Source organism: Sporosarcina quadrami, from assembly GCF_014836615.1.
In the GTDB taxonomy this organism is placed as follows: domain Bacteria; phylum Bacillota; class Bacilli; order Bacillales_A; family Planococcaceae; genus Sporosarcina; species Sporosarcina quadrami.
Window position 1 is genome coordinate 13,532 of the sequence record NZ_JACSQN010000020.1, and the last position, 22,102, is coordinate 35,633.

A 22,102-nucleotide genomic window follows, 5' to 3' on the forward strand; every position below is an offset into this window, starting at 1 on the left:
TTTGTGAAGTGTACATAGTATTATCTGCATAAAAATGTTTGATCTTCATGGCGCTTTTGTTGAATTTTAGCTAAAATGGAGAGTATAGATTGAAACACTGGAGGTATTTTCTTGATTGAACAACAAAAAACATTCTATATTACGACCCCGATCTATTATCCGAGCGGGAAATTTCATATTGGCACGGCGTATACGACTGTCGCATCTGACGCAATGGCGCGTTATAAACGATTGCGTGGATTTGACGTACATTTCCTTACGGGGATGGACGAACATGGTCAGAAGATTCAAGAGAAAGCTGAAGAGGAAGGATTACCACCACAGGAATATGTCGATCGTATAGCAGATGTTGCCATCAGCCTTTGGAAGACAATGGACATATCTTACGATGACTTAATTAGAACAACAGAAATACGTCATAAAGTAGCAGTTGAGAAGATTTTTAAAAAATTCCTCGACAATGGGGATATTTATAAAGGCGAATATGAGGGATGGAAGTGCGTGCCTTGTGAATCTTATTTCACAGAAGCACAGCTAGAAGATGGTAATTGTCCGGACTGTCACCGACCTGTAGAGAGGGTTGCAGAAGAATCATATTTCTTTAATATGAAGAAGTATGCGGACCGTCTACTACAGTACTATGAAGATAATCCAACTTTCATTGAACCTGAATCACGTAAAAATGAAATGATTAACAACTTCATCAAACCAGGACTTGAAGATTTGTCCGTTTCACGTATGTCGTTTGACTGGGGCATAAAAGTACCTGGAGATCCGAAACATGTTATCTATGTATGGGTTGATGCACTAACGAATTACATTACGGCACTTGGCTATGGCTCTGACAATGACTCGCTATTTAAGAAGTTCTGGCCTGCAGATGTACATGTCGTCGGTAAAGATATCGTTCGGTTCCACACGATCTACTGGCCAATTTTTTTAATGGCACTCGATCTTCCGTTGCCGAAAAAGATCTTTGCTCATGGTTTCATCATGATGAAAGATGGGAAAATGTCGAAGTCTAAAGGAAATGTTGTCTATCCAGAAATGTTAGTTGAACGGTATGGTCTAGATGCCACGCGTTATTTCTTACTTCGAGAACTTCCATTTGGTCAAGACGGCACGTTCTCTCCAGAATCATTTGTAGAGCGTACAAATTATGATCTTGCGAATGATCTTGGCAACTTACTAAACCGCACTGTCTCGATGATCAACAAATACTTTGACGGTGTCATTCCAACAGAAGGATTGGAGCAAACAGAGTATGACGCTCCGTTGCGTGAATTCGTGTCGAATGCTATCGGCAAATATGAAGCTTCTATGGAAAAAATGCAGTTTAGCGTTGTGTTATCTGATTTATGGTCCATCATTTCGCGCACAAACAAATATATAGATGAAACATCGCCTTGGGTTTTGGCGAAAGACGAAGCAGATAAAGGGAAATTGGCATCGGTTATGTCGCATCTTGCTGTCGCACTTCAACAGATTGCAGTCTTGCTACAACCTTTCATGACTAAATCGCCTATTCAGATTATGGATCAGCTCGGTTTGAGTCAATCACTACTCGCATGGGACACGCTTAATGATTTCTCCATCATACCTGGAGGTTCTAAAGTCGTCGGAAAAGGAGTTCCTATCTTCCCACGTCTAGATCCTGAAGAGGAAATCATCTATATACGTGAACAGATGGCAGTTACAGCACCTAAAGAACAACAGGAAGAGAAGCCTGCAGAAAAGGTCGAAGAAGTAGAGGAAATCAACATCGATGACTTCATGAAAGTCGACTTGCGGGTTGCAACTGTTACAGCATGCGATCGAATTCCAAAAGCGGATAAGCTGTTAAAACTACAAGTGGATCTTGGTTATGAGCAACGCCAAGTCGTATCGGGTATTGCTGAATATTATGAGCCCGAAGATCTTGTAGGCCAGAAAGTTATCGTCGTAGCTAACTTGAAACCGGTGAAGTTACGAGGAGAACTATCTCAAGGAATGATTCTTGCAGGTTCATCAGATGGCACGTTGAAACTTGCAACAGTCGATCAGGCGCTTGAAAACGGTGCAAAAGTAAAATAAATAACAGGGCGGCGTTCTTATAGAGACGTCGCCTTTCCATTTATTAAAATAAAGGTATAAGATGAAATGAGTTTGAATTTGAATCGTCATATTTTTGTAACAAAAGTATTAATGACTTGAATTAAAATGTAATTTGCGAGGAGAGAAATGGATATGTATATCGACACTCATATGCACTTGAATGCAGAACAATATGAAGAGGATGCAAAAGAAGTTATTGACCGGGCATTAGAAGCTGGTGTCAGCAAAATGGTTGTCGTCGGTTTCGACACAGACACGATTAATAAAGCAATCGAGCTTGCAGAACAATATCCGTTCATTTACGCAGTTATCGGCTGGCACCCGGTAGATGCAATTGACTGTACTAAAGAAGATCTCAACTGGATTGAATCGCTTGCAGCGCATCCGAAAGTAGTCGGTATCGGTGAGACCGGGCTTGACTATCACTGGGACAAGTCTCCAAAAGACGTCCAACAGGAACTGTTCAGGAAACAAATTCGCCTTGCGCAGCGAGTAAACTTACCAATTATCATTCATAACAGGGATGCAACAGCAGATGTCGTACGTATTTTAAAAGAAGAAGAAGCTGAACTGACTGGCGGCATTATGCATTGTTATGGAGGAAGTGTGGAGACAGCTCATGAATGCATCGCCATGAACTTTATGATTTCACTTGGAGGTCCTGTAACGTTCAAAAATGCTAAAGTGCCAAAACAAGTTGCAACTGAAATTTCTCTCGATCATTTATTAATTGAAACTGATTCACCTTACTTGGCTCCACATCCACATCGTGGGAAGCGTAATGAGCCTGCACTAGTCACGTTGGTCGCTGAAGAAATCGCGTTATTAAAGGGAATTTCCATTGAAGAGGTTGCTAAAAAGACAACTCAAAATGCCTTAAATATTTTCCGTATGAAGGAAACAAATTAAGGATAATTAGCTATAAATATGGAATTATATACCTTATAAAAGGGTAGTGAATAGAAAACTTAAGTGTTGACACGTGGTTTTGAAGCGACTATAATCAGCCAAGTGATGAAGGAGGAGTTTTTTCATGTCGAAAAGCACCATGGAAAATCTGTTCTTTAGGTCATTGAGGAGTAAACAAATCGGGTTGACTGCTTTAGCATTCGCACTATTTGTTTCAATTATTTCACTAGTCCTTTATGAGGGCAACAAAAAATCGGTCACTTTAGAAGTGAACGATGAAAAAATCGAATTAAAAACATCAGCACATACAGTTGGGCAACTTCTATCCAACCAGGAAATTGAAGTTGCTGAACATGATTCAGTAACACCCTCAGTGAACACGCCAATCGAAGAAGGTCTATCGGTTAGGTGGGAACAGGCAAAACAAGTAGAGATTCAAATTGGACAAGAAACGAAAACGGTTTGGACAACAGATCGCAACGTCGGCGATATTTTAGCTGAGGCGGACATTACACTTCAAGAACATGATGAAGTGACACCTAAACTGGATTCAGAACTTGACCAAGAACAACGTATTACCGTTCAACAGGCCTTTCAATTAACACTTATTGACGGTGGAAAGGAACAACAGGCTTGGTCCACTTCGACTACGGTCGCTGACTTTTTAAAGAGAGAGAACATTCAACTGAATGAACATGACAAACTTAATCGTAAGGCAGACGGGTTCGTCAAGCCGGGATCGATCGTTGAAGTCGTGCGGGTGGAAAAAGTCACCGATGTAGTGGAAGATGCGACAAATTTCGCGGTTGTTACGAAAAATGATGCCAAATTGCTGAAAGGACGCGAGAAAATTGTCCAAGAAGGCAAGAAAGGCTCTGTACAACGCGAGTTTGAAATTGTAAAAGAGAATGGTAAAGAAGTATCTCGAACGTTATTGAGCGAAAAAGTCATTAAAGAGCCTCAAAAGAAGATTGTTTCGATTGGTTCAAGAGTGATGGTGGCAAGCGCAACGACTAGCAAGAAAAATGTAACGGTTTCGCGGGGGGATTCGTCAGCACCTGCAGGTGGGAAGGAATTCTATGTGACAGCTACGGCTTATACAGCACACTGTAATGGATGTTCAGGAATTACGGCAACAGGCCTTAATTTGCGTGCAAATCCGCAATTGAAAGTTATTGCTGTCGATCCTAGTATCATTCCACTTGGCTCAAAAGTTTGGGTTGAGGGGTACGGCTATGCGGTTGCCGGAGACACGGGTGGCGCCATAAAAGGAATGAAGATTGATCTTCATGTACCTACAAAATCGGCAGCTTACCAATTTGGCAGACGCCAAGTAAAAGTTAAAGTCATCGATTGATAGCCTAGAATGCATTATAGATTTGTCATTACCGTAAGGCTTAGCGGCCTTGCGGTTTTTTTACTGTCTATGTTTGGAGAGAGGCGGCTGTACAACACTGGTCATAACACGTAAAATTGAGAGTACTTGTACATCTATGAAATGAGGGTAATTGTGAATATAAAAGAAATTATTGTCGTGGAAGGGAAATCGGACACAATCGCTATTAAGCGTGCGACAGGAGCAGATACGATTGAAACGAACGGGTCTGCAATAGATGAAAGCACATTAAAACGCATCCAACATGCACAGAATACACGAGGAGTCATTGTTTTCACGGATCCGGATTTTCCCGGAAGACGAATTAGAGCCATCATTGAAGAGCGGATTCCGGAAGTGAAACACGCTTTTTTGCATAAGTCCAAAACAATCGCTAAAAATGGTCAAGGATTAGGGATTGAACATGCGAGGGATGAAGATATACGAGAAGCGTTGTCGGCGGTCTATTCCAAAGCGAGTGGAGAGGTAGAAGAAATCCCTTTGGCTTTCCTGTTGGACCAGAAGCTTATTGGACATCCTGAAGCTAAGAAGAGACGCGACCAAGTGAGCGATTATTTACAGATTGGCCAAGTGAACGGTAAAGGTCTGAAAAAGAGACTAGAAATGTTCCATATAGGACAACAGCAGTTAACTGAAGCATTATTGGTTCTGCAAAAGGAGAATGACGATGAATAAAGATATAGCAACACCAGTACGAACGAAGGAAATTTTACAAAAACACGGTTTTTCCTTTAAAAAGAGTTTAGGACAGAACTTTCTGATCGATCCGAACATTCTTCGGAATATTGTAGGGCATGCAGAAGTGACCGATCAGACTGGTGTCATTGAAATCGGTCCTGGTATTGGCGCGCTTACGGAGCATCTGGCCAGGTCCGCAAAGAAGGTAGTAGCTTTTGAAATTGACGGACGTCTATTGCCGGTTCTTGAAGACACGTTATCGCCGTATGACAATATAGAAATCATTAACCAAGATGTTTTGGAAGCGGATTTAAATAAAGTGATTGAGGAGCAGTTTGCGGGCTTTGATGATATCGTTGTCGTTGCAAACTTGCCTTACTATGTAACAACACCAATCATTATGAAGTTTCTTCTTGGCAAAGTTCCGATTCGGGCGATGGTCATTATGATGCAAAAAGAAGTGGCAGACCGTATTACAGCTTCACCGAGTACGAAAGCGTATGGTTCATTATCCATTGCCGTGCAGTATTATATGGATGCAGAAGTGTCGATGATTGTGCCGCGAACGGTTTTTATTCCGCAGCCTAATGTTGAGTCGGCTGTGCTGAAGTTAACTAAAAAGGAAGAAGCGCCGGTGGAGGTTGTTGATGAAGACTTCTTATTCCAAGTAGCACGAGGCTCATTCGTTCAGCGAAGAAAAACGTTGCTAAACAATTTACAAACCTCATTACAAAATGGAAAAGCCAAAAAGCAGGAAATTTTGAATGCGTTTGAGCAGGCTGGCATGGATCCTGGGCGCAGGGGCGAAACATTGTCGATAGAAGAATTCGGGAAGCTGTCCAATGCATTGTATGCTGAATTTAAAAAGTGATGGCAAATTCAAGGCGGAAAATGCTGTAAAAATGCTTAAAGAAGCAAAAAAGAATTGACAACTAATATGATGAACTGTTAAAATTCTCATTTTAATTGACAGAACTTTTTAAAAGTGTTATAGTGGTATGTAGTGAGGTGTAAGCGACATGCCAAAAACATTAGCGGACATTAAGAAGTCATTGGATGACCATCTAGGGAAACGTTTGCATTTAAGGGCAAACGGTGGCCGTAAGAAGACAATTGAGCGTGAAGGTGTCCTTCGGGAGACGTATCGTGCAGTTTTTGTTGTTGAACTGGATCAGGACGAAAATGCTTTTGAGAGGGTATCTTACAGCTACGCAGATATTTTAACCGAAGCAGTTGAAATAACTGTATTGGATGATGGAGATGCTACTGCACTTATCATCAAATAACCGTTACAGCAATCATGTATTGTTTTATTGTAAACACCTATGCACTTCTTTTCCGAAAAGGAATGGATCGCATAGGTGTTTTTTTGTAACTTGCTGCACATACTGTTTGCGTCAGTCAATATAGAAGGAGGAGAACCTGATGGCTAAAAGACGTGGTATTATGTCTGAGCACTTGAAAGAGGAAATTGCCAAGGAGCTGGGCTTTTACGATGTTGTGAAGCAAGAAGGTTGGGGAGGCATTAAATCACGGGACGCCGGCAATATGGTGAAGCATGCTATTGAGATGGCTGAACGTGGTGTTCGTGAAAAAAACAATGCACGTTAAGATTTCCCTATATCCGCATGTCGACTGACAAAGATAAGGCTACAAAGGGGTATTTATGACTTCCTTTGTAGCCTTTTTCCATTTATTTGCGTTTTAATGAATAGATTTCGAAGCGCTTTCCCTTCACCCTATGGTAAAATAGGGAACAATGAGAACGTGGAATAGGAGGGGCCGAGATGTTATATGAAAAAGCACCTGCAAAAATCAATTTAACACTTGATGTTCTACATAAGAGAGACGATGGCTTTCATGAAGTGGAAATGATTATGACGACAGTGGATTTGGCAGACCGCGTCTGGCTCAGGCCGACACACGATGGGAGAATTACGATCAAAGTGTCCGAACGATATGTGCCGAACGATCGTAAGAATCTTGCATACCAAGCTGCAGATTTGTTAAAGCGTAAGTATGGTATTTATGAAGGTGTGGAAATCACGCTTGATAAAAAAATACCGGTGGCGGCAGGCCTTGCAGGCGGCAGTTCGGATGCTGCGGCAACATTGCGCGGATTGAACCGGTTATGGCATCTTGGACTGAGTGCTGAAGAGTTAGCGAAGATTGGTGCTAAAATCGGTTCGGATGTATCTTTCTGCGTGCATGGTGGAACAGCATTGGCGAAAGGGCGAGGAGAAATGATTCAGCATCTACCGGCTCCGCCTAACTGTTGGGTCATTTTAGCGAAACCCGCTATCTCTGTTTCAACCGCAGATATCTATCGGAATCTTGATGTCAGCTCTGTACAACATCCGGATACGGAGGGTATGTTACAAGCACTGAAAAATGGCGATTATGAAAAAATGTGCGCGTCTCTCGGTAATGTGCTAGAACCGATCACGATGAATATACACCCGCAAGTAATTGATTTGAAGGAAAAAATGGAGCGTTTTGGCGCGGATGCTGTGCTAATGAGTGGAAGCGGTCCGACGGTATTCGGTTTTGTCAGACAGGAAGCTAGAGTATCGCGTATTTATAACGGATTAAAAGGATTTTGCAAAGAAGTTCACGCAGTCAGAATGACAGGTGAACGTTTTCTTCTTGATTGAACACGTATAATCGTGTTACTGTACGGATAAAATATTCGGGTTTAGGGGTTGTTGATTAATGAAGTGGAAACGGAGTGAACGGCTTGTCGATATGACACGTCATCTGTTAGAGAATCCGCATTCGCTCATACCGCTGACTTTCTTTTCCGAGCGCCATCATGCAGCCAAGTCTTCTATAAGCGAAGATTTGGTCATCATAAAGGAAACGTTTGAAGAGAGTGGCACTGGCAGGCTTGTGACCGTCTCCGGAGCGGCAGGCGGAGTTAAATATATACCGGAAGTCACAGAAACAGAAGTACGTGAAGTGATGGCCCTTATTAAAGAAAATCTTGGCCGCTCAGATCGTTTGTTGCCAGGCGGCTATTTGTACATGACGGATTTCTTAGGAAATCCTAAGATTATGGATCGTGTCGGAAAAGTGTTTGCCTCGGCGTTTGCAGATGCTAATATTGAAGTTATTATGACAGTGGCTACCAAAGGTATTCCCATTGCAAATGCGATTGCACGTCATTTGAATGTTCCGGTTGTCATCGTCCGCAGAGATAGCAAGGTGACAGAAGGATCGACTGTCAGCATTAATTATGTATCAGGGTCTACACGTAGGATTCAGACAATGGTATTATCAAAAAGAAGTATGAAGAGTGGCCAACGGGTATTGATTACGGATGACTTCATGAAAGCCGGCGGCACGATGGCGGGCATGAAGAACTTGTTGGAGGAGTTTGACTGTGAACTTGCCGGTGCTGCTGTATTGGTCGAGGCGGAACATACCGAAGAAGTACTCGTCGATAATTATTTATCATTGGTCAAACTTCGTACGATGAATGAGAAAGACCGTACAATCGAACTTGAAGAAGGCAATTACTTTACGAAGGGTGGAAAAACACAATGAACTACGTAGCTACTACAAACGCACCACAAGCAATCGGACCTTACGCACAAGCGGTGAAAGCGAATGGGGTCGTCTATACATCAGGACAATTACCAATGACTCCGGATGGCCTTCTCGTTGAAGGTACAATTGAAGAACAGACGCACCAAGTATTTGCGAACTTGAAAGCAGTCCTTGAAGAGGCGGGATCTTCACTTGAACAAGTGATCAAAGCGACAGTCTTCATTAAGGATATGAACGAATTTGCAGCTCTTAACGATGTGTATGCGCAACATTTTGGATCACACACTCCAGCACGTTCTACTGTAGAAGTGGCTCGCCTTCCAAAAGACGCAAGTGTTGAGATTGAAGTTGTAGCACTTACAGCTGAATAAAACAACATACAACCCACTCGTAGCCGAGTGGGTTTTGTTATACCTGAAACTGGAGATTTCAGAAGCGATTAGGTGTATTTTGAATTAATTAAAAATATTTTTTAAAAATAAAAGGGAAATGCTTACTTTTGTAGAATATATAAGTTGTATAGCAACTTCTTATAAACAAAAGGGAGTGGGAAGAGAATGGAAGTAACAGACGTTAGACTAAGGAAAGTTGATACGGAAGGCCGAATGAGAGCTATCGCATCAATTACTTTGGATAATGAATTTGTCGTTCACGATATCCGTGTCATTGAGGGGAATGAAGGATTATTTGTGGCGATGCCAAGTAAACGGACACCTGAAGGGGAATTCCGTGATGTAGCGCATCCAATTAATACGTCAGCCCGGCTGAAAGTGCAAGAAGCGGTGTTGACGGCTTACCATGCAACAGAAGAGAAACGAGTTTTGGAAGAGGCCGGTGCATAGGTCCCTCCTTACACACCGAATAAAACACAGAACGGGATTTGAAGTGCAAATCTCCGCTCTGTGTTTTTATATATCCAATGTAGTTTTGACAAGCTTATGCTTCTTGATATGGTACTGCAGACTTTGTCTCGTGATTCCCAACTTTTTTGCCGCTCGTGAAACATTCCAATTCTCCTGTTCCAACACCGTTTCGATAAAATTCTTTTCAGAGTTCTTAAAGATCTTTTTAATAGGTCTTTGTAAAGATTCATCTGTAGTGGAAGCATTTGATGGTATGGATGTAAAAAACTTCCCGCGGATATAAGATGGCAGGTGTTCCACCTCAATCGCATCCGCATTTTCGGGTACTCGAATGATCAAGTTTTCAATCAAGTGCTCCAGTTCACGTATATTACCTGGCCACGAATATTCAAGCAACGTGTTAAGAAGATTGTACGATAGGGGTGGAACGTTTTTCGCCAACTTCTTCTGATAGGTCGAGAGGAAGTGGTTGATGAAAAAGTGGACATCCTCCGTGCGCTCTCTTAGCGGAGGAATATAAATACTCGTATGGGCAATTCGATAAAATAAGTCTAGTCGCATTTTATTTTCCTGTATCATTTTTTCTGGATCCTCATTAGATGCACTAATAATCGTACATCTTACAGGAGCAACTTGATTGGAACCGACCTTACGGACAAGGCGCTCCTGCAAAACACGCATTAACTTGGATTGGAGGGTAATTGGCATCGAGTTTAGTTCATCTAGAAATAGGGTTCCATCTTCAGCATATTCAAATAGCCCCGTTTGATCAGTTGCTCCGGTGAAAGCCCCTTTTACAGTGCCAAAGAGAGTGCTTTCCAGCAAGGTTTCTGGAATAGCCGCACAGTTTATTGCGACAAACGGCTTGTCTGCCCTTGGACTATGATTGTGCATGCTTTGTGCAAATAACTCTTTACCAGTGCCAGTTTCACCTACAATTAACGTATCAGCATTATGGGTAGAGACGTTTTGTGCTTCTTTTAAAAGTTCGGTCAATACATGACTTTTACCTTTAATATCTTCAAACGTGAAAATTGTTCCATTCTTTGAATCGACTCTCTCCTTATTCGCCTCAGTGGCCTTTCTCTTCAACTCGATCGTTTGATGAAGCAGATCTTTTAATTTCGACTCATTTGTACTAATCGAAAAAACGGAGATGGTTTCTCCGTTCTTTTGGATAGGATACGTGCTATAACTGACATACTTCGGAATCCCATTTACTCTGGAGTGGGCTCTATACCTTGAGAAAATAGGCTTCCCAGTTGTAAACGTATGCTTGTGTTCGGAGTACTGGGGATTGTAGTTGTAAACAGACCATAAGTGTTTGCCTAGTATATCTTGGCTAGCTAACCCTTCCATCTTTTCTTGCGCATTATTATATAATGTGATTTTCCCCTCAGGGTCGCTCATCATGACTCCTTCATCTAACGAATCGATAATTCTTTCCAAACAATATAAACGTTCTTCAATAGCTACGCTGTTATTTGTTATATCTCTAATGCAAAGAAAAGTTGTAAAGATGTCTTCGTCATAAATTTTGACGTCTACCATCATTTGTTTTCCATCGATAGCGATGGGAATCGACTCCCCATCTTTATATGGAGCAGCATCGGGATGTAAGAGAGCAGATAGCGTATCTATTTCAGTATTCTTTATTGGTATGGCTCCGCTAATGTCGTACCATAGCACCTCATGCTGATCGTTTAAAGCAATCACTCCATCTACAAAACTTCTAATGATCGATCCAATCGATTTAGCAATCAACGTACTCAATCCCCTTTCTTTCTATAATTGTTTGTAGTATATCATAATTCTAATTTATCCAAAGAGTCTGCATGTAAACTTTATCTGCACCTGTGCAAAACTTATTCTATATGAAGGACGAAGGCGTTTTCATCTGTCTTTGGTAATGATGTGAAAAATTTATCTGCGCTTTTGACACGCATCCAGAGACAGTTAACGGCGATTTAAAAGAAGTAACTTCTCTGTTTAATGATCTAAAAGTATCAAATTTTCAATTAATGTAATATAAAAGACGGACTATTCTACCTTGTTAGAACTTATTGGCATGCAACTTGCAATATAAAGGAGTGAGAAACAAAAAAACATTTTACTTAGGAGGAGAACATTATGACAACACCAGAAATTTTATACTCAGTTAAAGCGCAAAGAGGTCCTGAACTGCGCTGTAAAGGATGGAGACAGGAATCAATCCTACGAATGCTTGAAAACAATATGGAGAACGCTGAAAAACCTGAAGAGCTAGTCATTTATGGAGGAATCGGTAAAGCGGCACGTAACTGGGAATCATACCATGCAATCGTCAAATCACTTAAAGAGTTGGAAGATGATGAAACTCTTGTTGTTCAATCCGGTATGCCAGTAGCTGTTTTCAAAACTCACAAATATGCTCCTACAGTTGTTATGGCGACAACAAACATTATGAAGGCCGATTGGCCGACATTCTATGACCTGCAAGATAAGAACTTAACAATTTATGCGAATTATACTGCGGCTCCTTGGGAGTACATAGGAACACAAGGTGTTATCCAAGGTACATTTGAAACACTTTCGGCAATCGCACGCCTTCACTACAATGACTCACTTGTCGGTAAAATCCTCTTAACAGCTGGAGCAGGCGGAATGGGCGGTAATCAAACTCGAGCGATGACAATGCATGGCGGTGTTTGTATCCTAGTTGACTCTAACGTGGAAATCATCAACCGACGTATTGAAAAAGGATTTATCGATGAACTTGCACCCTCATTGGAAGCTGCAATCGTAAAAGCAAAAGAATATGCAGCAGCAGGCAAACCACTTGGTATTGCAGTCGTAGGAAACGCAGCTGATATCTTTGAACAAGTTCTTGCAAGCGATTTCCGTCCGGACATTGCTACATCTATGACTCCTGGACATGATCCGATCTCTTATCTTCCTTCAGGCTACACAGTGGAAGAAGCAGAACATCTTCGTGACACTGATCGTAATCTGTATTTGCAAAAGGGCCGCGAAACAATGATTCGTGAATTGAAAGCGCTTATCCAGTTCATGGATGAAGGTGTGCACGCATTTGAGTACGGAACTAGCCACCGGAAAGAATGTATGGACGCTGGCATGGATGAGAAGGAAGCGAAACGTTTACCAGGGTTCGTTGCTGAATACCTCCGCCCCTTATTCTGTGAAGGACGTGGACCATTCCGTTGGATTTGTCTATCAGGTGATGCGGACGATCTAAGAAAAATTGATGACATGATCTTGGAGAAATTTGCAGATGATTACTTAGTAACACGCTGGATAAAGCTTGCGAAAGAGCATATTCCGATTGAAGCTCTACCGGCACGTATTTGTTACATGGGCTTTGGACAGCGTAAAAAATTCGCACTCGAAGTCAATGACATGGTTCGCCGAGGCGAATTGAAGGGACCGGTTGCGTTCTCACGTGATAACCTTGACTCCGGTTCAATCGTTAACCCGACATTTGAATCCGAAAATATGAAAGATGGCAGTGATTTGATCTCTGACTGGCCGATGTTGAACGGTCTATTGAACGCCGTTGGTATGTGTGATTTGATCGCAATTCAAGCGAACTATTCAATGGGTGAAGCGGTCCATACAGGTGTAACAATGATTGCAGATGGGACTGCGGAATCTGATATGAGACTTGAAGTCGCAATGACAGTCGACTCAGGAATCGGTGTAGTTCGCCATGCACAAGCTGGTTATGAAACTGCTCAAGATGTTGCGAATGGTAAAGGTAAATTAACCGAGGAAAGTATCCAGATCCCACTATGGTGGAAACGCGAGGCCACATTCGGTCCAAAAGACTTAAAGAAAAGTTCTGTTAAATCATAATTGAAGGTATTGTTTCTTCATCGGAATCAATATACCAAAACTTATTGAAAAGAGAATTAGGGGCTATGGCTATAATTTATTACGTAGCCCCTTCTCAATTTAAAGTGGTGTTTCAACTATGTGAATATGAAACAATCCATGGCACCGCTTACATTTTTGTTCTTGTAAGAGGAGCCAAAGTTTCATTAACAAAGGAGGAAGGAAACCCATGGTGAAAACAAAAGTGGATTTACTAATTTGCAATGCTGCAGAAGCGATCACCTGTCTAGGAGGTGGTATGAAAGATATTGGCGTTATACGTGATGCATGGATTGCCATTTGTAATAAAAGAATTGTCGGAGTTGGATCGGAAGATAATATTCGCAATAATTTCGACTTGGATAATGCAGAATTGTTAGATGCGAGTGGGAAAGTTATTGCCCCAGGCTTTGTCGATTCGCATACACATCTTGTCTTCAATGGTACACGCGTCGAAGAATATGCGGCTAAACTGACCGGTAATGATCCAGAGATGCTGAAAGAGCTTGGTATTACAACAGGTCCAAACCGTACAATTGAATTGACACGTCATGCATCAGAAGAGGACTTGTTCCAACAGTCGAAGAAAAGAATGCTATCTATGCTGGAGTATGGAATGACAACGATTGAAAGTAAAAGTGGCTACGGGCTGACGACTGAAAGTGAAATTAAAATTCTAGAAGTGGGCAGGAGGCTTGATAGGGAAACACCAGTGGATGTGTTGAATACATTCTTAGGTGCACATGGTTTTCCGGATGGTGTCTCGAAGGAAGACTACTTGGATACTATCATCAACGAGATGATTCCACAGGTAGGCGAAAGGAAATTAGCGGAGTTTTGTGATGCATGGTGTGATGACGGCTATTATACAGCCGAAGAATCAAGGAAGATACTTCAGGCTGCACTAGCTTACGGGATGAAGCCTAAGTTGCATGCAGATGCGTATTCCTATATCGGCGGTTCAGACCTGGCCGTGAAGATGAACATGGTTTCAGTCGATCATCTTAACTATACGCCTGTCGAAGTGATGGAGAAGCTTGCAAAATCGAATGTGACGGGGGTTTTGATGCCCGCTCTGGACTTTGCTGTCGGTCATAAGAAACCTTTCGATGCCAGGAAGATGCTTGACTTGGGGATGAATATTGCATTAGCAACCGACCTTTGCCCTGCATGTTATACAGAGTCTATGCAATTTGTCATTAATCTAGCGTGCCGCTTGTATAAATTCACGGTGGAAGAAGCCATAAAAGCCGCAACTTATGGTGGAGCATGTGCTCTTGACTTACACGACCGCGGTGTCATACAAGCCGGAAAGCTAGCGGACTTGCAAATTTGGGATATTCCTACATACAAGCATATTGCCTATGAACTTGGCACGAATATTGTAGAGACCGTCATTAAAGACGGGAAAGTCGTCGTAAGTCGATAACGGCAATTCATCACTATTATTAGGGAGGAATTTTTAATGGTAAACAGTCAATCAACTTCTATAGCGGCAGCGAAAGTGGATGAGAAACGGTTAACAGATCTTTTCCTAGAACTTGCAAAGATTAATGGTCCAAGCACCAAAGAACAATTAGTGGCGGACTATCTAATCAAAGCATTACCCGAACTCGGTTTTACGCTTGAATTTGATGATGCCCATAAAAACTTCGATGGAGAAGTCGGAAACTTGATCGCTTGGCGGGAAGGAACAGATTCGTCGATACCACCTTTGTTTTTCTCAACACATATGGATACAGTGCTACCGACGGAGGGATTGAAGCCGGTCATTAAAGATGGTGTCATCCATTCAGACGGAACAACAATCTTGGGAGCGGACGATAGGGCTGCGCTAGCATCCTACTTGGAAGCGGTACGGGCTGTCATTGAAAGCGGCGTCCCGCATGGACCGATTGAATTCGTATTGACGGTGAATGAGCAACCCGGTTTGGTTGGAGCAAGATATATGGATTATACCAAGGTGAAAAGTGAAGCAGGTTATATTTTCGATAGTAGCGGAGATGTTGGGCAGATCATTTTAAAGGGGCCATACAGTAGCAGAATCTGGATGGAGGTTGAAGGGAATGCAGCACATATTGCATTAAATGCGGAAGAAGGGAATAGTGCTTTCCTTATTGCTGCAAAAGGTTTATTGAACATGAATCTTGGTGAAATCGACGAAGAGACACTTGCGAATATAGGAATTTTAAAAGGCGGAGAATTGACATCCATCATCCCGGGTTCTGTAACAGTCGCAGGAGAAGTCCGCAGCTTCTCAAAGGAGAAATTGGACAAGCAGCTAAAGCAGATGGAAGAGGCAATGCAAGAAGCGGCTTCTGCTAGCGGCGGTAAGGTGAATGTGAAAATTGAAAAGAAATACAGCGGATTTGATATTCCGACAGACCATGTTTTAACGACAACGGTTAAAGCGGCATCTCACAACATCGATGTAAAACCGTATACAACTGAAACATTAGGCGGAGCCGACACAAATGTTTTAAATGAAAATGGGCTTACATGCATCACATTAGGAAATGGATTCCAAAACATTCATTCCTTTAGAGAGTGTATCAGTGTAGATAACTTGGTGAATACCGGCAGGTTGACTGCTGGGCTGATCGAACAATGGTATGAGGCCCATAAACAAGCAAAATGATAGCAAGCAGGACTAAGGAGAACGTCACAAAATAGAATACCATTCCAATCAAAAGGAGGGGTTTGATGCTTACAAACCCTGTTGTCATCTCCGTAATCGTATTAACGGTATTAAGCTTGTGTAGGGTCCATGTCCTTTTCGCATTGATAATGGCTACCCTAGTTGCCGGTTTGACAGCAAACTTGTCTGTAAAGGAAACTGTATCTACCTTTATCGGTGGAATGGGTGGACAATCTGAAACGGCATTAAGCTATATTTTGCTCGGTATCTTCGCAGCGATGATAGCTCACTCTGGAATCACTACAATACTAATCGACAAATTACTTGGCATGAAAAAAACAAGTAAATATGCGCTAGTATTCATAATAGCCGGATTGACATGTTTATCAGGTAACTTAATACCTGTACACATCGCGTTTATCCCAATCTTGATACCACCGTTATTACTATTCTTTGATCACTTGAAAATTGATAGAAGAGCAATAGCGAGCGCTTTGACATTTGGACTCAAAATGCCCTATATTTTAATACCTGCAGGATATGGACTCATATTCCATGGTATTATCGCGCGTGAGATGGAAGCAAACGGTATGCCGGTATCCCTTTCTCAAATTCCTTTGGCAATGGCTCTACCGGCTGTTGGAATGTTTGTAGGTTTATTCATCGCCGTTTTCATTACGTATCGGAAACCTAGGGATTATTCAAATGAAACTAAGCATGAATCAGATCCCGCTATCGCACAAACAGTAGCCCTTGCGGAAATAGGGGCTACAAGCGAAGAAAGGGTGAAACGTAAATTACAAGTAAAAGATGGTATCACAATCGCTGCTATCGTTGCTGCGTTAGTAACCCAAATTCTCGTTGGATCTCTAGTTGTGGGAGCTATGGCAGGAATCATCATCATGTTTGCAGGACGTATCGTCACTTTGCAAGATGGTGAGACAGTTGTACAAAAAGGTGTGATGCTGATGGGGGCAATTGCGTTCGTCATGCTTATCGCTTCAGGCTATGCGACTATCCTGAAAGAAACAGGGGCAGTGACAGACTTAGTCACTGCGGTTGACTCGTTGATTGGAGATAGTAAACTGCTTGGAGCGGTTGTTCTTCTGTCTATTGGGCTATTAGTGACGATGGGGATTGGTACATCATTCGGTACAATTCCGATTTTGGCCGCAGTATTCGTTCCACTTTGTGCGTTAATGGGCTTCAGTCCATTAGCAACAGTCGCATTGCTTGGGACGGCGGGGGCATTGGGAGATGCGGGATCGCCTGCATCTGATAGTACACTTGGGCCAACTTCTGGATTAAATGCGGATGGGAAGCATGACCATATATGGGATACATGTGTACCGACTTTTATCCACTATAATATTCCGTTGTTTATCTTCGGGATTATTGCAGCAATGATCTTATAAGGAACATTTGCACAACAGATTATAAAGGGAGTGGATTGGCATGAATCATGAAAAAGTAATCGAATTGGATGGACGGACGCTCGATCGAAAGAAGATTGAAAGCGTTGTTTATGGAGAAGTCAAAGTCGTTATTCCAGAAGCGGATTTAGAAAGGGTACGTGCAAGTCGGGAGCGGATTGAAAAGCAACTGAGGGACGGGAAAGTCATTTATGGTGTCAATACGGGTTTCGGAAAACTAAGTGATATTGAGATTGAAAAAGAGGATATTGCAAAATTACAATTGAACTTATTACGTGCTGATGCAGTAGGAGTCGGTGAGCCATTACCAAAACCTGTTGTCAGAGCAATGATGATTCTGAGGGCAAATGCTCTTGCAAAAGGATTCTCCGGTATTAAAGAAGAAACACTTCAGTTATTGGTTGAAATGATCAATAAAGGTGTTCATCCTGTCGTACCTTGTAAAGGATCAGTAGGTGCAAGTGGAGATTTGGCACCGCTATCCCATGTTGCTATCGTGTTGGTCGGTGAAGGAAAAGCAGAGTACGAGGGAGAAGTCTTGCAGGGCGGCGAAGCATTGAAGCGTGCTGGCTTGAAACCAGTTTCATTGGAAGCGAAAGAAGGTCTTGCGCTCATAAATGGAACACAGGCAATGACAAGTGTTGGTGTTGTTGCATTGAATGAAGCGGAGCGTGTCGGTCTTGCTGCAGATATGGCTGCATGTTTAACGATGGAAGCGCTTCAAGGCATCATCTCAGCATTCGATCCGGACTTATTGGCAGTACGCCCTCATCCTGAGCTGGAAGTTGTAGCTTCCCGGATGCGAAAATGGCTGGAAGGAAGTAAAAGGATTACCCACCAAGGGGAAGTGCGTATGCAAGACGCATATTCAATCCGTTGTATACCACAGGTCCATGGAGCATCATGGCAAGCATTCAATTATGTAGAAGATCGACTGAAAGTGGAGATTAACTCTGCAACGGATAATCCAATTATTTTAGAGAACGGCGAAATTATTTCAGGAGGACATTTTCATGGACAACCAATCGCCCTGGCAATGGACTTCTTGAAGGTAGGCGCGGCGGAATGGGCTAATATTTCGGAAAGAAGAACAGAGCGCCTTGTAAATCCTCAATTAAGCGGATTGTCCCCTTTCTTAGCGACAGATCCAGGTTTGGAATGCGGATTAATGGTAGCGCAATACGCAGCCGCTGCGCTTGTGTCCGAAAATAAAGTGCTCGCTCACCCGGCAAGCGTCGATTCAATTCCTACATCTGCAAACCAAGAAGACCACGTCAGCATGGGGACGATCGGCTCAAGACAAGCTCGTGATATCATCCACAATAGTGCGCGTGTTATCGCGATTGAACTGATTTGTGCATCACAAGCGATTTACTTGGAGAAGGCGGAAAACCAACTGGCTCCCGCGACTAGAAAGTATCTTGAGATTGTTAGAGAAATATGCCCGCCGTTAGAAGGGGATCGTGCAATCTCAGACCAAATGGAAGAACTGGCACAATATATTCTTCGTGCAGATGATTTGAAATAAAAAATGAAAAAAAGCCAAGTCCGAATTTATTGGGGACTTGGCTTTTATGTTCAATAATAGTTATCGTTGCCCAATAAGAAACAATCAACCTACTTTACACAATAATTTCTTTACGCTGGCTCGCGGGGGGAATATTGAGTTCATCCCTGTACTTGCTAATTGTTCGTCTTGCAATGGTGATCCCTTTTTCGTTCGAAAACCAATTGGATATTTGTTGATCGGAGAGAGGCTTTATTTTGTTCTCCTTTTCAATGATCGTCTCTAAAATCGTTTTCACTTCCATCTGGGAAACAGATGTCCCGTCAGCCTTCTCCAGCTTTGAAGTGAATAGCAGGCGCAAGTCAAAGGCTCCCCAAGGGGTTTGGATGACCTTATTCATCGTCGCCCTACTGACAGTGGATTCATGCATCCCTATTTCAATAGCGATATCCTTTAAGGTCAAAGGCATTAAAGACTGGAAGCCTTCCTTGAAAAAACGTTCTTGCTTTGCGATGAGCACTTCAACGACTTTAAGGATAGTCAAACGTCTTTGTTCAATGCTTTGCAACAACCATTTAAAGTGATTGTAACGATTGCTAATATATTTAGTCGTTTCATCTTTATTGGAACCGAACTCTGTGTAAGGATTTTTAAAATGTATTTCGGGTAGATCTGCTTCATTAAGATAATAAACCAACTTATCTTCCTTCATTTCGACAACGATATCTGGCTTTACATATTCGATGGAATAGTCGAACAGCCCTGAGCAAGGCTTCGGATTTAGCGTCTTAATGAAGTCTTGGGCTCTTTTCACTTCTGATAATGGAATCTGCATAGCCCGCGCAATCTCATTCCATTTTCGATCTGCTAAGAACTCCAGATATTGCTCAATTATTATCTTGGCACTTGTTTCTTCCGGATGATTGTAAGTAATCTGCAATAGCAGACATTCTTTCAAACTCCTTGCCCCTATACCGATAGGTCCAATTTGTTGGAGTAGATGAACCCCCTTTTCAATGGTTGTCTCGTCGAAAGGTTCCTTATCGGTTAAGCAAAGATAACCGCTATCGTTCAGGTTATGGATTAGATAGAAAAGTAGCTGCTGCTCATTGTCTTCACTGCATAGCAGCTTGGCTTGTTCAAACAACGCCTCTCTCAATCCTTGTTCATTGCTTTTCGCTTCATCGATCAGATGTGTGGAAGTGTGAGATGCCTTTCCTTTTAATCCGGCATCAAAGAAATTATCTTGATACGTTTCCTTTAATTCAATTAGAGGATTTTCCAGTTCTTGCTCCTTTATATATTGGTGAAGGTCATAAGTGGAATACTGCAACAATTCTATAGCTTGCCCTAACTGAAAGGACATGCCTAAACTAAGCTCTTGTTTTTGTTTCACACTAAGTTCCATAGGTATCCCCTTCATTCTATAAAATATAAATTCTGTATGTAAACGCTTACAACTTACAACATCTATTATACAACAAAATCAATCACAAACGGAACAGGAACTTGAAGATTCTGAATAATAAATCATAAGGAATACGAATTTTCTTGAAGAAGGGATTTTACTAGTTCTATACTCCTGCGATAATAATCAATCGTTGGTATGTGGCGGAACTGATTCATAAATTCTATCATAATCATGAACTCCGAATTAAATTCACATTTGTTTCCATAAAAAATAAAACAATAATATTAAAAGAAACAAGACGAATTGTCAAGGGGATATAGTTGAAATTACTAGTATTTTCAGCTATAGTGAGTAATGAAATTATGGATGGGGGCCAGCACATGACGAATACATATGCCGTCGTCCTTGCTGCAGGACAAGGAACGAGGATGAAGTCCGATTTATATAAAGTATTGCATCCTGTATGTGGGAAACCGATGGTCAAGCATGTCGTCGACCATGTTCGTGGAATCGGTGCCGATAAGATTGTCACGATCGTCGGACATGGTGCGGAAATGGTGGAAGAGACACTTGGAGACCAAAGCGTTTTTGCCTTACAGGAAGAACAATTAGGTACTGCTCATGCAGTCCAGCAGGCTGAAAAAGAGCTAGCTGCCCTTGATGGTGTCACACTCGTCATTTGTGGAGACACACCACTCATCAAGTCTGAAACGATGCAGGCATTGATTGCACACCATACAGAGACGAAAGCGAAAGCGACAATCCTTACCGCCCATGCAGATGATCCTACAGGATACGGACGCATCATTCGGGACGCGAAAGGCAATGTCCTTCGTAACATCGAGCACAAAGATGCAACGCCTGAAGAACAAAAAGTGACGGAAATCAATACCGGCACATACTGTTTTGATAATCGTGCGTTATTCGACACATTGAAAAAGGTGAAGAATGATAACGCACAAGGCGAATATTATCTTCCCGACGTCATCGGCATCCTGAAAGCTGAGAATGAACTGATTTCTGCCTATGTCACAGATGACTTCAGTGAAACGATCGGTATTAATGATCGTGTCATTTTGGCAGAAGCAGAAAAAGTGATGCGTCATCGTATTGCTGAAAAGCATATGCGCAATGGCGTAACAATTATCGATCCAAGCAGCAGTTATATTAGTGCTGATGCTGAAATTGGACGCGATACTGTCATTCAGCCAGGGACGATGATTGAAGGCAAAACGACCATTGGTGAAAAATGCTTGCTCGGACCGAATACACATATTGCCAACAGTGTAATTGGCAACCACACGACCGTTCATTCGTCAGTTGTACTGGACAGCACACTGGGTTCAAGTACGACAGTAGGCCCGTTCGCACATATCCGTCCGGATTCCAATCTCAGCGACAATGTAAAAATCGGCAATTTTGTCGAAGTTAAAAAGTCCAAGTTAGGTGAGGGAAGCAAGGTATCACATCTTAGCTATATCGGTGATGCGGAAATTGGCACTCATGTCAATATCGGCTGTGGAACGATCACGGTGAACTACGACGGCAAGAATAAGCACAAGACGACCGTCGGTAATGACGCTTTTATTGGTTGTAATTCGAATTTGGTGGCACCTGTGACAGTCGGGAACGGCGCTTATGTAGCAGCTGGATCGACGATTACAAAAGATGTCCCAGAAAATTCACTTGCAATTGGGCGTGCGCGCCAGGAGAATAAAGAAGGATACGCAACGAAACTAAATCTTAACTAACCA

Annotated in this window: 19 protein-coding genes; 17 read left to right on the forward strand and 2 right to left on the reverse strand. The window is 42.2% G+C overall.

From position 1 onward, the window contains the following. Nucleotides 1–111 precede the first annotated feature (111 nt). The 11 genes from metG (at nucleotide 112) to spoVG (ending at nucleotide 9,468) form a co-directional block, all read left to right on the forward strand. A complete protein-coding gene (metG, locus tag H9649_RS15830) occupies nucleotides 112–2,073 on the forward strand; it encodes a methionine--tRNA ligase (protein ID WP_191695870.1) in 1,962 nt (653 codons plus the stop codon). Between the two features lie 153 nt (nucleotides 2,074–2,226). Then, nucleotides 2,227–3,003, forward strand: coding sequence for a TatD family hydrolase (locus H9649_RS15835; RefSeq protein ID WP_191695871.1), 777 nt, complete (start codon nucleotides 2,227–2,229; stop codon nucleotides 3,001–3,003). Nucleotides 3,004–3,127: 124 nt separating this feature from the next. After that, entirely contained in the window at nucleotides 3,128–4,360 is a 1,233-nt protein-coding gene (locus H9649_RS15840) for a G5 and 3D domain-containing protein (RefSeq protein WP_191695872.1), read from the forward strand. Between the two features lie 153 nt (nucleotides 4,361–4,513). Continuing rightward, entirely contained in the window at nucleotides 4,514–5,074 is a 561-nt protein-coding gene (gene rnmV / locus H9649_RS15845) for a ribonuclease M5 (RefSeq protein ID WP_191695873.1), read from the forward strand. Beyond that, nucleotides 5,067–5,948 (forward strand): 16S rRNA (adenine(1518)-N(6)/adenine(1519)-N(6))-dimethyltransferase RsmA, encoded by an 882-nt coding sequence (gene rsmA / locus H9649_RS15850; RefSeq protein ID WP_191695874.1) that lies wholly within the window; start codon nucleotides 5,067–5,069, stop codon nucleotides 5,946–5,948. Before rnmV ends, rsmA begins: the two co-directional genes overlap by 8 nt. A gap of 148 nt (nucleotides 5,949–6,096) precedes the next feature. Next, nucleotides 6,097–6,363, forward strand: coding sequence for a biofilm formation stimulator Veg (gene veg / locus H9649_RS15855; RefSeq protein ID WP_191695875.1), 267 nt, complete (start codon nucleotides 6,097–6,099; stop codon nucleotides 6,361–6,363). Between the two features lie 139 nt (nucleotides 6,364–6,502). Next, nucleotides 6,503–6,688: a small, acid-soluble spore protein, alpha/beta type gene (locus tag H9649_RS15860; RefSeq protein ID WP_191695876.1), complete on the forward strand. Its 186-nt coding sequence runs from the start codon at nucleotides 6,503–6,505 to the stop codon at nucleotides 6,686–6,688. Between the two features lie 176 nt (nucleotides 6,689–6,864). After that, complete coding sequence (gene ispE, locus H9649_RS15865; protein WP_191695877.1) at nucleotides 6,865–7,731, forward strand: 4-(cytidine 5'-diphospho)-2-C-methyl-D-erythritol kinase; 867 nt, start codon at nucleotides 6,865–6,867, stop codon at nucleotides 7,729–7,731. Nucleotides 7,732–7,789: 58 nt separating this feature from the next. Continuing rightward, a complete protein-coding gene (gene purR, locus H9649_RS15870) occupies nucleotides 7,790–8,623 on the forward strand; it encodes a pur operon repressor (protein ID WP_191695878.1) in 834 nt (277 codons plus the stop codon). Continuing rightward, nucleotides 8,620–8,997, forward strand: coding sequence for a RidA family protein (locus H9649_RS15875; protein WP_191695879.1), 378 nt, complete (start codon nucleotides 8,620–8,622; stop codon nucleotides 8,995–8,997). The genes purR and H9649_RS15875 overlap by 4 nt, the downstream gene beginning before the upstream one ends. A 186-nt stretch (nucleotides 8,998–9,183) precedes the next feature. Then, nucleotides 9,184–9,468 (forward strand): septation regulator SpoVG, encoded by a 285-nt coding sequence (gene spoVG, locus H9649_RS15880; protein ID WP_191695880.1) that lies wholly within the window; start codon nucleotides 9,184–9,186, stop codon nucleotides 9,466–9,468. Nucleotides 9,469–9,534: 66 nt separating this feature from the next. On the opposite strand, the gene H9649_RS15885 is transcribed toward spoVG, so the two are convergent. Then, nucleotides 9,535–11,253: a sigma-54 interaction domain-containing protein gene (locus tag H9649_RS15885; RefSeq protein WP_191695881.1), complete on the reverse strand. Its 1,719-nt coding sequence runs from the start codon at nucleotides 11,251–11,253 to the stop codon at nucleotides 9,535–9,537. Between the two features lie 366 nt (nucleotides 11,254–11,619). Between H9649_RS15885 and hutU the strand changes: the two genes are divergently transcribed. From hutU to hutH, 5 genes are all read left to right on the forward strand, one after another. Further along, on the forward strand, nucleotides 11,620–13,341 hold the full coding sequence (gene hutU / locus H9649_RS15890; RefSeq protein WP_191695882.1) for a urocanate hydratase: 1,722 nt from the start codon (nucleotides 11,620–11,622) through the stop codon (nucleotides 13,339–13,341). 208 nt (nucleotides 13,342–13,549) lie between these two features. Further along, the gene (gene hutI, locus H9649_RS15895) at nucleotides 13,550–14,788 is read left to right on the forward strand and encodes an imidazolonepropionase (protein ID WP_191695883.1); all 1,239 of its coding nucleotides are present in this window, start codon (nucleotides 13,550–13,552) and stop codon (nucleotides 14,786–14,788) included. A 36-nt stretch (nucleotides 14,789–14,824) separates the two neighbouring features. After that, nucleotides 14,825–15,997, forward strand: a complete 1,173-nt coding sequence (locus H9649_RS15900; RefSeq protein ID WP_191695884.1) for a M20/M25/M40 family metallo-hydrolase — start codon at nucleotides 14,825–14,827, stop codon at nucleotides 15,995–15,997. 65 nt (nucleotides 15,998–16,062) lie between these two features. After that, the gene (locus H9649_RS15905) at nucleotides 16,063–17,412 is read left to right on the forward strand and encodes a Na+/H+ antiporter family protein (protein ID WP_191695885.1); all 1,350 of its coding nucleotides are present in this window, start codon (nucleotides 16,063–16,065) and stop codon (nucleotides 17,410–17,412) included. Between the two features lie 40 nt (nucleotides 17,413–17,452). Further along, nucleotides 17,453–18,958 carry a histidine ammonia-lyase gene (gene hutH, locus H9649_RS15910; RefSeq protein ID WP_191695886.1) on the forward strand — a complete coding sequence of 502 codons (1,506 nt, stop codon included), beginning with the start codon at nucleotides 17,453–17,455 and terminating at the stop codon, nucleotides 18,956–18,958. 94 nt (nucleotides 18,959–19,052) lie between these two features. On the opposite strand, the gene rpoN is transcribed toward hutH, so the two are convergent. After that, nucleotides 19,053–20,345, reverse strand: a complete 1,293-nt coding sequence (rpoN, locus tag H9649_RS15915; RefSeq protein WP_191695887.1) for an RNA polymerase factor sigma-54 — start codon at nucleotides 20,343–20,345, stop codon at nucleotides 19,053–19,055. Between the two features lie 383 nt (nucleotides 20,346–20,728). On the opposite strand from rpoN, the gene glmU reads away from it, so the two are divergent. Further along, the gene (gene glmU / locus H9649_RS15920) at nucleotides 20,729–22,099 is read left to right on the forward strand and encodes a bifunctional UDP-N-acetylglucosamine diphosphorylase/glucosamine-1-phosphate N-acetyltransferase GlmU (RefSeq protein WP_191695888.1); all 1,371 of its coding nucleotides are present in this window, start codon (nucleotides 20,729–20,731) and stop codon (nucleotides 22,097–22,099) included. Nucleotides 22,100–22,102: the final 3 nt, after the last annotated feature.

Bases quoted from the DNA above. Each gene is read 5' to 3' on its own strand.
- H9649_RS15835 (WP_191695871.1), top strand. From the start codon at position 2,227: ATGTATATCGACACTCATATGCACTTGAATGCAGAACAATATGAAGAG.
- H9649_RS15840 (WP_191695872.1), top strand. From the start codon at position 3,128: ATGTCGAAAAGCACCATGGAAAATCTGTTCTTTAGGTCATTGAGGAGT.
- rsmA (WP_191695874.1), top strand. From the start codon at position 5,067: ATGAATAAAGATATAGCAACACCAGTACGAACGAAGGAAATTTTACAA.
- veg (WP_191695875.1), top strand. From the start codon at position 6,097: ATGCCAAAAACATTAGCGGACATTAAGAAGTCATTGGATGACCATCTA.
- H9649_RS15860 (WP_191695876.1), top strand. From the start codon at position 6,503: ATGGCTAAAAGACGTGGTATTATGTCTGAGCACTTGAAAGAGGAAATT.
- ispE (WP_191695877.1), top strand. From the start codon at position 6,865: ATGTTATATGAAAAAGCACCTGCAAAAATCAATTTAACACTTGATGTT.
- purR (WP_191695878.1), top strand. From the start codon at position 7,790: ATGAAGTGGAAACGGAGTGAACGGCTTGTCGATATGACACGTCATCTG.
- H9649_RS15875 (WP_191695879.1), top strand. From the start codon at position 8,620: ATGAACTACGTAGCTACTACAAACGCACCACAAGCAATCGGACCTTAC.
- spoVG (WP_191695880.1), top strand. From the start codon at position 9,184: ATGGAAGTAACAGACGTTAGACTAAGGAAAGTTGATACGGAAGGCCGA.
- hutU (WP_191695882.1), top strand. From the start codon at position 11,620: ATGACAACACCAGAAATTTTATACTCAGTTAAAGCGCAAAGAGGTCCT.
- hutI (WP_191695883.1), top strand. From the start codon at position 13,550: ATGGTGAAAACAAAAGTGGATTTACTAATTTGCAATGCTGCAGAAGCG.
- H9649_RS15900 (WP_191695884.1), top strand. From the start codon at position 14,825: ATGGTAAACAGTCAATCAACTTCTATAGCGGCAGCGAAAGTGGATGAG.
- H9649_RS15905 (WP_191695885.1), top strand. From the start codon at position 16,063: ATGCTTACAAACCCTGTTGTCATCTCCGTAATCGTATTAACGGTATTA.
- hutH (WP_191695886.1), top strand. From the start codon at position 17,453: ATGAATCATGAAAAAGTAATCGAATTGGATGGACGGACGCTCGATCGA.
- rpoN (WP_191695887.1), bottom strand. From the start codon at position 20,345: ATGGAACTTAGTGTGAAACAAAAACAAGAGCTTAGTTTAGGCATGTCC.
- glmU (WP_191695888.1), top strand. From the start codon at position 20,729: ATGACGAATACATATGCCGTCGTCCTTGCTGCAGGACAAGGAACGAGG.